At 61.0% G+C, this 12915-nt stretch carries 12 protein-coding genes; 9 read left to right on the forward strand and 3 right to left on the reverse strand.

Annotation, left to right across the window (positions count from 1 at the left end; all coding sequences use genetic code 11):
- Window positions 1-70: 70 nt before the first annotated feature.
- From ABID16_RS02470 to ABID16_RS02495, 6 genes are all read left to right on the forward strand, one after another.
- On the forward strand, window positions 71-865 hold the full coding sequence (locus ABID16_RS02470; RefSeq protein WP_354554766.1) for a thymidylate synthase: 795 nt from the start codon (window positions 71-73) through the stop codon (window positions 863-865).
- Window positions 862-1377, forward strand: coding sequence for a dihydrofolate reductase (locus ABID16_RS02475; protein WP_354554767.1), 516 nt, complete (start codon window positions 862-864; stop codon window positions 1375-1377). The genes ABID16_RS02470 and ABID16_RS02475 overlap by 4 nt, the downstream gene beginning before the upstream one ends.
- Window positions 1378-1518: 141 nt before the next feature.
- Window positions 1519-2622 (forward strand): FtsH protease activity modulator HflK, encoded by a 1104-nt coding sequence (gene hflK, locus ABID16_RS02480; RefSeq protein WP_354554768.1) that lies wholly within the window; start codon window positions 1519-1521, stop codon window positions 2620-2622.
- The gene (gene hflC / locus ABID16_RS02485) at window positions 2619-3575 is read left to right on the forward strand and encodes a protease modulator HflC (RefSeq protein ID WP_354554769.1); all 957 of its coding nucleotides are present in this window, start codon (window positions 2619-2621) and stop codon (window positions 3573-3575) included. Before hflK ends, hflC begins: the two co-directional genes overlap by 4 nt.
- Complete coding sequence (locus tag ABID16_RS02490) at window positions 3572-3766, forward strand: DUF2065 domain-containing protein (RefSeq protein ID WP_435532347.1); 195 nt, start codon at window positions 3572-3574, stop codon at window positions 3764-3766. Before hflC ends, ABID16_RS02490 begins: the two co-directional genes overlap by 4 nt.
- 146 nt (window positions 3767-3912) lie before the next feature.
- Entirely contained in the window at window positions 3913-5442 is a 1530-nt protein-coding gene (locus ABID16_RS02495) for a Do family serine endopeptidase (RefSeq protein WP_435532377.1), read from the forward strand.
- Between the two features lie 451 nt (window positions 5443-5893).
- Here the strand turns inward: ABID16_RS02495 and ABID16_RS02500 are convergent, their stop codons facing one another.
- Both ABID16_RS02500 and serB read right to left on the reverse strand, forming a co-directional pair.
- The gene (locus ABID16_RS02500; protein WP_354554771.1) at window positions 5894-6442 is read right to left on the reverse strand and encodes a GNAT family N-acetyltransferase; all 549 of its coding nucleotides are present in this window, start codon (window positions 6440-6442) and stop codon (window positions 5894-5896) included.
- Window positions 6439-7323: a phosphoserine phosphatase SerB gene (gene serB, locus ABID16_RS02505; RefSeq protein WP_354554772.1), complete on the reverse strand. Its 885-nt coding sequence runs from the start codon at window positions 7321-7323 to the stop codon at window positions 6439-6441. The genes ABID16_RS02500 and serB overlap by 4 nt, the downstream gene beginning before the upstream one ends.
- Window positions 7324-7335: 12 nt before the next feature.
- Between serB and miaA the strand changes: the two genes are divergently transcribed.
- Window positions 7336-8217: a tRNA (adenosine(37)-N6)-dimethylallyltransferase MiaA gene (gene miaA, locus ABID16_RS02510; protein ID WP_354554773.1), complete on the forward strand. Its 882-nt coding sequence runs from the start codon at window positions 7336-7338 to the stop codon at window positions 8215-8217.
- 13 nt (window positions 8218-8230) lie between these two features.
- On the opposite strand, the gene ABID16_RS02515 is transcribed toward miaA, so the two are convergent.
- On the reverse strand, window positions 8231-10192 hold the full coding sequence (locus ABID16_RS02515; RefSeq protein ID WP_435532378.1) for an ATP-binding protein: 1962 nt from the start codon (window positions 10190-10192) through the stop codon (window positions 8231-8233).
- A gap of 331 nt (window positions 10193-10523) precedes the next feature.
- On the opposite strand from ABID16_RS02515, the gene ABID16_RS02520 reads away from it, so the two are divergent.
- Together ABID16_RS02520 and ilvN are read left to right on the forward strand one after the other, a co-directional pair.
- On the forward strand, window positions 10524-12281 hold the full coding sequence (locus ABID16_RS02520; RefSeq protein ID WP_435532379.1) for an acetolactate synthase 3 large subunit: 1758 nt from the start codon (window positions 10524-10526) through the stop codon (window positions 12279-12281).
- A 23-nt stretch (window positions 12282-12304) separates the two neighbouring features.
- The gene (ilvN, locus tag ABID16_RS02525; protein ID WP_354554776.1) at window positions 12305-12877 is read left to right on the forward strand and encodes an acetolactate synthase small subunit; all 573 of its coding nucleotides are present in this window, start codon (window positions 12305-12307) and stop codon (window positions 12875-12877) included.
- Window positions 12878-12915: the final 38 nt, after the last annotated feature.

The following is a 12915-nucleotide window of genomic DNA, read 5'->3' on the forward strand; positions in this document are numbered from 1 at the left end:
TTCCGCCTTGGAAGCGCCGCCGCTTGGATTTAAGCTTGTGCCCGTCTCGAGAACAGGGAATCAGCGGGCCATGAAGCAATATCTCGACTTCCTCCGCCATGTGAAGGAAACGGGCGTCGATCGTGGCGACCGCACGGGTACGGGCACGCGCTCGGTGTTCGGCTATCAGATGCGCTTCGACCTGTCGGAGGGCTTTCCGGTCACGACGACCAAGAAGCTGCACCTGAAATCGATCATCCACGAGCTTTTGTGGTTCCTCAAGGGCGAGACGAATATCGCCTATCTGCACGAGCACGGCGTGACGATCTGGGACGAGTGGGCTGACGAGAATGGCGAACTCGGCCCGGTCTACGGTTCGCAATGGCGCTCCTGGCCGGCTCCTGACGGGCGCAAGATCGACCAGATCGCGCTGCTGATCGAAAGCATCAAGACCAACCCGAATTCACGCCGCCATATCGTCTCGGCCTGGAACCCGGCGGAAGTGGACGAGATGGCGCTGCCGCCGTGCCACTGCCTCTTCCAGTTCTATGTGTCCGATGGCAAGCTCTCCTGCCAGCTCTACCAACGCTCGGCAGACATTTTCCTGGGCGTGCCCTTCAATATCGCCTCCTACGCGCTTCTGACGATGATGGTGGCGCAGGTAACCGGCCTTCGCCCCGGCGATTTCGTGCATACGTTCGGCGACGCGCATCTCTATCACAACCATTTCGAACAAGCGGAAACGCAGCTCAAGCGTGAGCCGAAGCCGCTGCCGTTCATGAAAATCAATCCGGATGTGAAGGACATCTTCTCGTTCAAGTTCGAGGATTTCGAACTGGTCGGCTATGAGGCGGACGCGACGATCAAGGCGCCGATTGCGGTATGACCAAGCCGCTGATTTCGATGATTGCCGCTGTTGCGAACAATGGCGTGATCGGGCGTGACAATGATCTGCCCTGGCACATGTCCACGGACCTCAAGCGCTTCAAGGCGATGACGATGGGCAAGCCGCTGATCATCGGGCGGAAGAATCTCGAGAGCTTTCCGCGTCTTCTGCCGGGACGGCCGCATGTGGTGATCACGCGGGACAGGGCTTATGTCCGCGAGGGTGTTCATGTCGTCCATTCCTTCGATGAGGCGATTGCCAAGGCATTTGCGCTGGCTGCTGAAGCGGGCGTCGATGAGATATGCATCGCCGGCGGCGGCGAAATCTATCGTCTTGGCATGCCCGTCGCCGATGTGCTGCACATTACCCATATCGAGGCCGATATTCCCGGTGACACGATGTTTCCGGAGATTGATGCATCTATCTGGCAGGCTGAAGAGGTCGGCCGCATGGAATCGGGCGAAAAGGATGACTATCCGGCCCGTTTCGTCACCTATACGCGTCGAAAATAAACCTTCACTGCGGCAATTTGTGCCTCCAGTATGCGAAACGCGATTGCCCGCATTGAAACCCTGTGCTGCGATACCTATAACCTGTCACCATAGACGAGGGTGGGGGAAAACGTCTCTTGCCCGTAACAGCAAGAGGACTTGATGCCCTGGAGCAATCAGAATGGCGGCGGCGGCCCTTGGGGCGGCGGCGGTGGCGGCGGTAACGGAAACGGCAAGGGGCCCTGGGGCTCTGGACCGAATCGGCCCGGTAACGGAAACAATCCCCCGGAACTCGACGAAATCATCCGGCGCAGCCAAGACCGCCTGAAACGCATGATCCCCGGTGGGGCAGGCGGCGGCGGTATTGCGCTTCTCGTGATCATCGTGGTTGCCGCCCTCTGGCTCTTCCAGTCGATCTACACCGTGCAGCCGGACGAACGAGGTGTCGTCTCGCGCTTCGGTGTGCCGAAGAACGAAGTTTCGATGCCGGGCCTGCATTTCCATTTCTGGCCGATCGAGCGTGTTGAGCTCGTCAAGGTGACGGAACAGCAGGCCAATATCGGTGCGAAGTCCGGCTCCAACAGCGATGCCGGTCTTATGCTCTCGGGCGACCAGAACATCGTCAATGTGCAGTTCTCGGTTCTTTTCGCAGTGACCGATGCGCGCGCCTATCTCTTCAATGTCGAAGACCCGCGCGACACGCTGCAGCAGGTGGCCGAAAGCGCGATGCGCGAAGTGGTCGGTTCACGTCCCGTTCAGGACGTTTTCCGCGACAATCGTCAGGCCGTCTCCGAAGAGGTCAAGACGATCATCCAGTCGACGCTTGATGCCTACAAGACGGGTATCTCTGTCCGCACGGTTGCGATCGAAGACGCAGCACCGCCGCGCGAAGTGGCCGATGCGTTCGACGAAGTGCAGCGCGCGGAACAGGACGAAGACCGCTTCGTCGAGGAAGCCAACAGATATGCCAACCAGAAGCTTGGCCGCGCCCGCGGTGAAGCCTCGCAGATCCGCGAAGAGGCTGCGGCCTACAAGGATCGCGTCGTGAAGGAAGCAGAAGGCGAGGCAGCCCGCTTCACCTCCATCTACACGGAATATGCAAAGGCTCCGGAAGTGACCCGCGAGCGTATGTATCTGGAAACGATGGAAGGCGTGATGAAATCGAGCAAGAAGGTCGTCATGGATGGCCAGGCGGGCCAGCCCGTGCCGTATCTTTCGCTCAATGAGCTGATCAACAAGAACACGTCGAAGGGAGAGACGAAATGAACAGCAATCGTCTTTCCGTCGGTATCGTGGTCGCGGCTCTGATCGCGCTGATTGCCTATTCGTCCGTCTTCGTCGTCGGCGCACGCGAGCAGGCGCTCGTTATCCGCTTCGGCAAGATCCAGTCTGTGAAAACTGATCCCGGCATCTATTTCAAGTTGCCGTTCTCGTTCCTTGACGCTGATCGCGTGCAGTATGTCAGCGAACAGGCTTTGCGCTTCGATCTCGATAACATTCGTGTCCAGGTGAAGGGCGGCAAGTTCTACGAAGTCGATGCCTTCATCATCTACAAGATCACAGATGCACAGCTGTTCCGCGAAGCCGTGTCGGGCGACCGCACCTCGGCTGAATCGCGGCTTCGGACGCGTCTCGATGCTTCGCTGCGCCGGGTTTACGGCCTGCGTGGCTTCGAATCTGCGCTTTCGCAGGAACGCAGCGCGATGATGCAGGAAGTTCGGACGGACCTGAAGAATGATGCCGGTGCGCTGGGTCTCTCGATCCTCGACGTCCGTATTCGCCGCACCGACCTGACGCGCGAAGTCTCACAGCAAACCTTCGACCGCATGAAGGCCGAGCGTCTGGCTGAAGCCGAACTCATCCGCGCCCGCGGCGTGCAGGAACGTCAGCGCCGCGAAGCCATTGCCGACCGTCAGGTTGTCGAGATCGTAGCCGATGCGCGGCGCGAATCCGAAATCCTGCGCGGTGAGGGCGATGGTCAGCGCAGTGCGATCTTCGCCGAAGCCTACGGCAAGGACCCGGCCTTCTTCGAATTCTACCGTTCGATGAACGCCTACCGGAACAGCCTGGCGAGCCCGGATACCAGTCTCGTGCTCTCGCCCACTTCCGATTTCTTCCGCTATTTCAATGATGCGGGCGGAAAGAAGAAGCTGGACGAACGGCTTCCGGCTGATGCTGCCAAGCCGGTGGCACCGCAGGCACCGGCTGCGCAACAGTGAGTGCATTGCTCACCGATTTTTTGATCGGTCTCGCATTCTTCCTGATTATCGAGGGGCTGGCCTATGCGCTGGCCCCTCGGCTTATCAAGCGTATGGCGGAGCAGATTCCCGGCATGTCCGAGGAACGCCTGCGCATTTTCGGTGTCGCCACGCTGGCCATCGGAGTTGGTCTGGTCTGGCTGGTGCGCTGATCCGTCGGTTGCTCACAGAAACGCCACTTTACCCGGAAGGATGGTGGCGATAACAAGAGCGACCTGCTTCATCACATGCGCCGGCAATTTGCGGGCGCGATCTCCAACGGGAGAAATGCCGCGTGCCACGTTCGTCTTCGAAGTTCCTGCTTCTCTCGGCTGTCGCAGTCGCATCGGCGCTGATCTTGCCTGCCTTGCCCTCTCAGGCCCAGAGCGCTGCAGTCCAGCAGCGCGGACCGGCCTCGGTCGCCGATCTGGCCGAAGGGCTGCTCGATGCGGTCGTGAACATATCGATCTCGCAGGACGCCGAAGGCAGCGAGAGCGACAGCGGTTTGCCATCGCCCAAGGTGCAGAAGGACGCGCCGTTCGAGCAGTATTTCAACGACTATTTCAGCAAGCGGAAGAAGGACGGCGGCAAGAACCGCAAGGTCAATTCGCTGGGCTCGGGTTTCGTCATCGATCCGGCGGGCTATATCGTCACCAATAACCATGTGATTGAGGGCGCCGATGAGATCGACGTCAACTTTGCCGACGGCACGACGCTCGAAGCCAAGCTGATTGGTACGGATACCAAGACCGACCTTGCCGTTCTGAAAGTGGAGCCGAAGGCGCCGTTGAAGGCCGTGAAATTCGGCGATTCCCGCAAGATGCGGATCGGTGATTGGGTGATGGCTGTCGGCAACCCGTTCGGCCTTGGCGGCACGGTGACGGTGGGTATCGTTTCGGCGCGCGGGCGCAATATCAATGCCGGCCCCTATGACAACTTCATCCAGACGGATGCGGCGATCAACAAGGGCAATTCCGGCGGTCCGCTCTTCAATATGGAAGGTGACGTGATCGGTGTGAACACGGCGATCATCTCCCCGACGGGAGGCTCGATAGGCATCGGTTTCTCGATCCCCTCCGAGATTGCGATGAACGTGATCCAGCAGTTGAAGACCTATGGTGAGACGCGTCGTGGCTGGCTCGGCGTACGTCTCCAGCCGGTGACGGACGACATGGTCAAGACGCTGGGGCTGGACAAGACGCGCGGGGCGCTGGTTTCGAGCGTGATTGCCGGTGGTCCGGCGGAGAATGGCCCGATCAAGCCGGGCGATGTCATTCTGTCCTTCGACGGGCGTCCGGTAAAGCAGGCGCGCGATCTGCCGCTCATCGTGGCCGAGAGCCCGATCGAGACCGATCTTCCGGCCGTCGTGCAACGTGACGGCAAGGAAATGGCGGTGACTGTTCGCCTCAAGCAGATGGCAAAGGATGCCGAAGACGATGCCGAGGCTGCACCCGAAGCGCTGGATGACGGGGGATCGTCCGACGAGGCCAAGCCGCAGAAGCCGGGCAAGCCCGAGAAGCCGCACGACGGCGACAAGGCGGTGTCGCCCGAAGGGCCGGTTCTCGGCATGACACTCAAGGCGCTGAACGACGATCTGCGCAAGCAGTTTTCGATCGAGAAGAGTGTCGAGGGCGTCGTTGTGACCGAGGTCGAGCCGGGCTCGCCGGCGTCGGAGAAGGGCATTGTGGCGGGCGATGTCATCGTCGAGATCGCGCAGGAATTCATCGCGAGCCCCGCGGATGCTGTGGCCAAGATCACGTCGCTCAAGCAGGCCGACCGGCGCAACGCACAGGTCATGGTCTCCAACGCCAAAGGCGATCTGCGCTTCGTCGCGCTCCGGCTGGAATAGCGCCTCTTTGGGACGATTGCAGTGTTTACCGAAACGCTGGAGCGCTCTCATTCTTGACCTTTAGACAAACGGCTGCGCAATTTACACGCGAGTTTGTTAAAGGGGGCCGGGATGCTGGTTCACAATGAGAGAACGAAGCTTGCGGCCAATGCGCTGGATCGGCTTTCGACGGCGTTTGTGGTGGTGGGCGTGCTGGGCCGAACGTTCAACTATTCTCCGGGAGCGGACATGTGGATCGGCCTTCTGGGCGTCGCCACTTGGATTTTGGGCGCATTCATATTACATCTTATAGCACGAAGAATACTTGGAGGCCTTGTGCCATGACCCCGGATATCTTTTTCTGGTACGTATTCCCGCTGTTGGTCGCTATCGGTGGTTTTGCATGGCTCGTCTACGACAGCCGCAAGAACAAGCACAAGCAGCATCCCGGCGAGTGAACCGAGCGAGACGCTCAGGCAGCCGCCGGATTTTTCAGTCGATAAAGCACATGCCGCTTGAGATGCGGCAGCTCATCCGGCACACGCTTGTGGTCGAAATCGTCGGCCGGATCATGCGTAAAGCCGAGCCGTTTCATCACAGCAATAGAGCGCTCATTGTCCTGAACGGCGAAGGAGACAAGCTCGCCGAATTTGCGCACCGTGAAGGCATGGTCGATGAAGGCTTTGCCGATCTCGGTGATGTAGCCCTGACCCCAATGTCGCCGCGCCAGACGCCAGCCGATTTCGACGGCAGGCGTGAAATGCTCCTCGAAACGGACATCGGCGATCCCGGCCATGCCGATGAACTCGCCGGTTTCCTTCAGGATCAGCGGCTGTAGCCAGACGCCAAATTGCGCCTGCGCCTCCATGGCGCCCCGTACCGTCGCCTCGACCTTTTCCCGCGAATGCGGCCCGCCGAAATAGTGCATGACTTCCGGATCGCTGCAGAGCGCGAAGAACGGCTCGATATCCGCCTCAGTCCAAGGGCGCGAGAGGAGGCGAGGGGTTTCGAGCGTGGTCATTTGAAATCGCGCTTCCGATAACCCTGAATGTAGAGCAGCGCCGTCAGATCCCCATGGTCGATGCGCATCTTGGCCTGTGCGGCCACGGATGGCTTGGCGTGCAGCGCCACACCGGAGCCGGCGAGCTGGAGCATGCCGAGATCGTTGGCGCCGTCGCCGACGGCGATGGCGTCGTCGGTGTGGATGCCGAGCGTTTCAGTGATGTCGATCAGCGCATCGACCTTGGCCTGCTTCCCGAGGATCGGTTCGGCGACGATGCCGGCGAGCTTGCCGTTTTCCTCGATCAACACATTGGCGCGGTTTTCGTGGAAGCCGAGAACGGAGGCGATGCGGCCGGTAAAGACCGTGAAGCCGCCGGAGACGAGGGCGGTGTAGCCGCCATTGGCCGTCATCGTGTCGATCAGTTCCTTGCCGCCGGGGGTGAGCGTGATGCGCTTGGCAATCACTTCGTCGACGACGGTGACGGGCAGGCCCTTGAGCAGCGCGACGCGCTCCCGAAGGGCCGGTTCGAATTCGATTTCGCCATTCATGGCGCGCGCGGTGATGGCGGCGACGAGATCCTTCAGGCCGACTTCGGCGGCGAGTTCATCAATGCACTCCTGGCCGATCATGGTGGAGTCCATGTCGGCGATCAGGAGCTTCTTGCGGCGTGTCTCTGCTTGCTGGATGACGATGTCGACCGGCGCGCCGTCGACGGCTGCCGTTAGCGCCTTCAGGGCCTCGGCCGCATCTGTGCCATCCTTCAGCGCGATGTCGCAGGCGATCCCGTCCGCGAGCCAGTAGAGCCCCGAGGCGGAAACCGCGGCAGCGGCCTTTTCACCGAGCGCCGGGACGAGTACAGGATTTTGCGGATTGGCGATGAGCGTGGCAACCAGAGCCATGGAGACAACCTTGTGAGCGAATACGACGCGATCCTGATAACCGGCCCGACCGCCAGCGGCAAGTCCGCACTGGCGCTTGACTGGGCGCGCCGTGTCGATGGTGTCGTCGTCAATGCCGACAGCATGCAGGTCTATGACACGCTTCGGGTGGTGACAGCACGACCGTCCAAGACCGAGATGGATGGGGTCGAACACCGGCTTTATGGTCATGTGCCTGCCAACACAACCTATTCGACCGGGGCGTGGCTCAGGGCTGTAGAGGCCGAGATTGCAAAGATCCGTGCGGCCGGGAAGGTGCCGGTGCTGGTCGGCGGCACGGGACTGTATTTCAAGGCCTTGACCGGCGGGCTTTCCGAGATGCCGGAGATTCCGGAAGAGCTGCGGCTGGCGCTCAGGGCGCGGCTTGCGAAGGAAGGGCCGGAGGCGCTGCATGCCATGCTCGCGGCGCGTGATCCGGCGGGTGCGGCTGTTCTGCAGCCGAACGACGGGCAGCGCATCCTGCGTGCGCTCGAGGTGCTGATGGCGAGCGGCAGGCCGATCGCGCATTTTCAGGCCCTGGCCGGTCCCGCACTCATCGATCCGTCGACGGCCCGCAAGATCGTGGTGCTGCCGGAGCGTGACATCCTGCGTACGCGCATAGATCGCCGCTTTGCTTCCATGATGGAGGAGGGGGCTGTGGAGGAGGTCGAGGCACTTCTGGCGCTGTCGCCGCCGCCGGACGTGCCGGCGATGAAGGCGATCGGCGTGCCGCAGATCGTTGCGATGCTGAATGGTGAGATGAGCCGCGCCGAGGCTATCGAGCAGGCCAGCGCCGCGACGCGCCAATATGCCAAGCGGCAGATGACATGGTTTCGCAACCAGATGGACGAGAGCTGGGAGCGCATGGCGCCCTGACCGATCAGCCCTTTTAGAGGCTTGAGAGCGGCTTCTTCAGCAGGCTTTCCCGCAAGGTGGTGGGCCTGTTCGGATCGCGCCGGAGCGAGGTGAGGCCGGAGGCTTCGCCCGACTGTCGCCCGAGCGAATTGCCGTCGAAGCCGTTGTCCGCGCGCATTGGCTGCACAGGATAGCGCGCGGGTTCCGCACTTCCATAAGGTGCGCGTCCGGGCAACATGTCGGTACTATAGGGTTCGAGCGCCCCCGCTTCGTCAATCGAGGGAAGTTGTTCGACCTGCCGGCGGTTGACGTCCTCGAAGGTTTCCTGAAAGGCAGAGATATCCGGCGCTGTCGAGGTCTGGCGCATCTGCGCGATAATGCCGCGAAGGTTTATGTTGTCGCCGGCATCTTCGACCTCGGCGACTTCCGACGACGTCGTTTTGGGAAGATGGATGGCGGGCAGGCGGTTGAATTTCATGCGCATGGGCACGCCGACAGCTTCACCGAAAGCAATCGCCTCGCCGTTGCCGAGCGACGAGATGAAGTTCGTGGCCGACATGGACGTTTCAGGAATGGCGGAGCGAATGATGTGCTGGTCGTTCTCGTTGGTCAGCCGCATGGTGAAGACGGTCGAGCACTGCGAGAGAATGGTCTGATCGAGATCGCCGGGGCGCTGTGTCACGATGCCGAGGGAAACGCCGTATTTGCGGCCTTCCTTGGCGATGCGGGCGATCGACTGGCGCGTCGGGAAGAAGCCGAGGTTGGGGTCCGACGGGACGTAGCGATGTGCTTCTTCGCACACAACCATCATGTGAACGGCACCATTCGACCAGAGGCCTATTTCGAAGGCCATGCGGGTAAGCACCGATGCGACCGAGTTAACAACCTCGGACGGGATGCCCGACAGCTGGAAAACGGTGATCGGCTTGCCATTGCCCGGAATGCGGAAGATGGTCTGGATCGTCTCCATGATCGTGTCGTTGATCGTGTTCGACGAGAACATGAAGCGATAGCGCGGATCGTTGACGGCAGCGACGATCCTGAGTTTCAGCGAACGGAGGTATGGCTTTTCGGCCCGTCCTTCCAGCTTGCCGATGCGTTCGTCGATCAGGGCCAGGAGATCGGAAATGCGATAAGGAACCGGCGTGTCGGCCGTGATCGAAGATCGGTCCGACTGGCGGCGCATGAGGCTCGATTCCCCTCGAAACGCCTTCTTGGCCTCCGGAATGAGATCGCGCAGGGCATCGACTTCTTCCGGCACGCCTGGGCGGCCGCGGAAAACGACTTCGGTCAGTTCCTCCAGCCGCATCAGCCAGAAGGGCAGGTCCAGTCGCTCGGGATCGATGACGACGGAAAGATCGGAAAACGCGGCAGCGAATTCGTTATGCGGGTCGAGGATCAGGATGCGAAGCTTCGGGTCGGAGTGCACCGCGGCGCGCAGCAGCAGGGAAACTGCCGAGGATTTGCCGACGCCCGTCGAGCCGACGATGGCGAAGTGCTTGGAAAGCATCGAGGGGACGTGCACCGATGCGTCGATGCTGGTGTCCTGCGACAGCTTGCCGATGACGCAGCTTTCGCCGTTGCGGTTCTTGTAGATGCGTTTCAGGTCCGCCTGGCGGATGCGGTGGGCGATCGCGCCGAGATGCGGATAGGTGCTGATGCCGGTGGAGAAGCTTTCTTCGCCATTCTCATCGACCGCCACTTCGCCCAACAGCTCGACTTCAACGCGGAAGACGTTGTCGACGCCCTGCGCCCATGCCTTGTTGTCGGTCTGCATGGAATCGACCAGCGCCACGACGCGGTTTCTGCCCACGCTGATAGAGATCAAACGTCCGACCGACCAGCGTTCGGTAAGGTCCGTCGATCCGCTTTCGATGATCGCGGCAACGGTAGCGCGCGCGCCGCTGCAGGCCACGACATGGCCGAGCAGGCGGTCGCCGGGAGCGTCCGCGTCTCTGCGTTCTGCGGCGTTCGTCGCCAAACCGTTGTCAGTCATCATTCCAACTTTCGCTTGCCTGCCAAGGTTAAGGCATCAGTCTTAATGGGAGGTTTCCTGCTTTCGTTTGATTTTTTCCCATTCAGGGGCGTTGACGCCCTGCCGCTTTGCCGTTAACACTTCGCGCCATGATCAAGATCGTATCTCTTATCGTGGTGGGACGGCGCATGGGCAGGATGGTGTAACCATCCGGCGATAGCCACCCATGCGCTGCACACAGGCTCCTCCAAGGGGCCTTTTTTTATGCCCTAAAACAAGCTAGACACCCCGCAAAACCAAGCAAAATGGAACAAGGACGATGACGGGTAAGGACACTCAGAACGACGGGAAGATGACCGGAGCGGAGATCGTTCTCCGGGCGCTGAAGGACAACGGCGTCGAGCATATCTTCGGCTATCCCGGCGGCGCCGTGCTGCCGATCTATGACGAGATCTTCCAGCAGGAAGACATCCAGCATATCCTCGTGCGCCACGAGCAGGGCGCCGGCCATGCAGCTGAAGGCTATGCCCGTTCCACCGGCAAGCCGGGCGTCATGCTCGTCACCTCCGGTCCCGGCGCGACCAATGCCGTCACGCCGCTGCAGGATGCGCTGATGGACTCGATCCCGCTTGTCTGCCTGTCCGGCCAGGTTCCGACCACGCTCATCGGTTCGGATGCCTTCCAGGAATGCGATACGGTCGGTATCACGCGGCCCTGCACCAAGCACAACTGGCTGGTCAAGGACGTCAACGATCTGGCTGCGACGATCCATGAGGCCTTCCGGATCGCCACGACCGGACGTCCGGGTCCGGTTGTCGTCGATATCCCGAAGGACGTTCAGTTCGCCACCGGCACCTATACGCCGCCGTCTGCCGTCCAGCCGAAGGGTCACTACCAGCCGAAGATGCAGGGCGATCTTGATCGCATCCGCGCCGCCGTCGAGCTGATGGCCAATGCGCGCCGTCCCATCATCTATTCCGGCGGCGGCGTCGTGAACTCCGGTCCGGAAGCCTCGCAGTTGCTGCGTGAACTTGTCGAGCTCACCGGCTTCCCGATCACCTCGACGCTGATGGGTCTCGGCTCCTATCCGGCATCGGGCAAGAACTGGCTCGGCATGCTCGGCATGCACGGCACCTATGAAGCCAACATGGCGATGCATGATTGCGACGTCATGGTCTGCATCGGTGCGCGTTTCGACGACCGTATTACCGGCCGCCTCAACGCCTTCTCGCCGAATTCGAAGAAGATCCATATCGATATCGACCCGTCCTCGGTCAACAAGACGGTTCGCGTCGATGTTCCGATCATCGGCGATGTCGGCCGGGTTCTGGAAGACATGGTACGGCTCTGGCGCGCCACGGCCAACAAGGCCGACAAGTCGCATCTGAAGGATTGGTGGGAGAACATCGCCCGCTGGCGCGCGCGCAATTCGCTCGCCTACCGGCCGAATGACGATGTTATCATGCCGCAATATGCGATCCAGCGTCTTTACGAGAAGACGAAGCATCTCGACACCTACATCACGACCGAAGTCGGTCAGCACCAGATGTGGGCGGCGCAGTTCTACGGCTTCGAAAAGCCGAACCGCTGGATGACCTCGGGCGGCCTCGGCACGATGGGTTACGGCCTGCCTGCGGCACTCGGCGCGCAGATCGCGCATCCGGAAAGCCTCGTCATCGACATCGCGGGCGACGCCTCAGTCCAGATGACGATGCAGGAAATGTCTTCGGCGGTTCAGTACAATGCGCCGATCAAGATCTTCATCCTGAACAACCAGTATATGGGCATGGTCCGCCAGTGGCAGCAGCTGCTGCATGGCAACCGTCTGTCGAACTCCTATACGGAAGCGATGCCCGATTTCGTGCTGATGGCGCAGGCCTTCGGCGCTCATGGTATCCGCTGCGAAAAGCCGGGCGATCTCGACGATGCGATCCAGGAAATGATCGACGTCAAGAAGCCGGTGCTGTTCGACTGCCGCGTGGCGAACCTCGCCAACTGCTTCCCGATGATCCCCTCCGGCAAGGCGCATAACGAAATGCTGCTCCCCGATGAGGCCACCGACGAAGCTGTTGCCAACGCCATCGACGCCAAGGGCCGTCAGCTCGTCTGACGAAATAGGGAAGGATCAGGATCATGAACGCACATCTACAACCGACCGGCTCCGCCTATTTCATCGACAAGGAAACGCAAGCCGTTGAAAATCATACGCTTTCTGTTCTCGTCGCCAATGAGCCGGGCGTGCTTGCCCGCGTCATCGGCCTCTTCTCGGGCCGTGGCTACAATATCGAAAGCCTCACCGTCTCGGAAACCGAGCATGAGGCGCATCTGTCGCGCATCACCATCGTGACGCGGGGCACGCCGCATGTTCTCGAACAGATCAAGGCGCAGCTGGAACGCATCGTGCCAGTTCACCGCGTCGTGGACCTCACGGTTCGCGCGCTGGAACTCGGCTCGGATCGCCCGGTCGAGCGGGAACTGGCGCTGATCAAGGTGGCCGGTTCGGGAGAGGCTCGCGTCGAGGCGCTGCGTCTTGCCGAAGCCTTCCGCGCCAAGGTCATCGACGCCACCGTCGGCCATTTCATCTTCGAAATCACCGGCAAGCCGTCGAAGATCGACCAGTTCATCGCCATCATGAAGCCGATGGGCCTGATCGAGGTCTGCCGGACGGGCATTGCGGCGCTGAACCGCGGCCCGCAGGGGATGTAAAGACAGCTCCAGCACCGACCGGGTTGGGCGGTCCATCG

Source organism: Limnomicrobium aquaticum (genome assembly GCF_040545545.1).
Classification (GTDB): Bacteria; Pseudomonadota; Alphaproteobacteria; order Rhizobiales; family Rhizobiaceae; genus Ensifer_A; species Ensifer_A aquaticum.

Coding starts and splice junctions, on each gene's coding strand:
- ABID16_RS02470 (WP_354554766.1), top strand. CDS start 71: ATGAAGCAATATCTCGACTTCCTCCGCCATGTGAAGGAAACGGGCGTC.
- ABID16_RS02520 (WP_435532379.1), top strand. CDS start 10,524: ATGACCGGAGCGGAGATCGTTCTCCGGGCGCTGAAGGACAACGGCGTC.
- ABID16_RS02515 (WP_435532378.1), bottom strand. CDS start 10,192: ATGACTGACAACGGTTTGGCGACGAACGCCGCAGAACGCAGAGACGCG.
- hflC (WP_354554769.1), top strand. CDS start 2,619: ATGAACAGCAATCGTCTTTCCGTCGGTATCGTGGTCGCGGCTCTGATC.
- ABID16_RS02475 (WP_354554767.1), top strand. CDS start 862: ATGACCAAGCCGCTGATTTCGATGATTGCCGCTGTTGCGAACAATGGC.
- ABID16_RS02500 (WP_354554771.1), bottom strand. CDS start 6,442: ATGACCACGCTCGAAACCCCTCGCCTCCTCTCGCGCCCTTGGACTGAG.
- hflK (WP_354554768.1), top strand. CDS start 1,519: ATGCCCTGGAGCAATCAGAATGGCGGCGGCGGCCCTTGGGGCGGCGGC.
- ilvN (WP_354554776.1), top strand. CDS start 12,305: ATGAACGCACATCTACAACCGACCGGCTCCGCCTATTTCATCGACAAG.
- serB (WP_354554772.1), bottom strand. CDS start 7,323: ATGGCTCTGGTTGCCACGCTCATCGCCAATCCGCAAAATCCTGTACTC.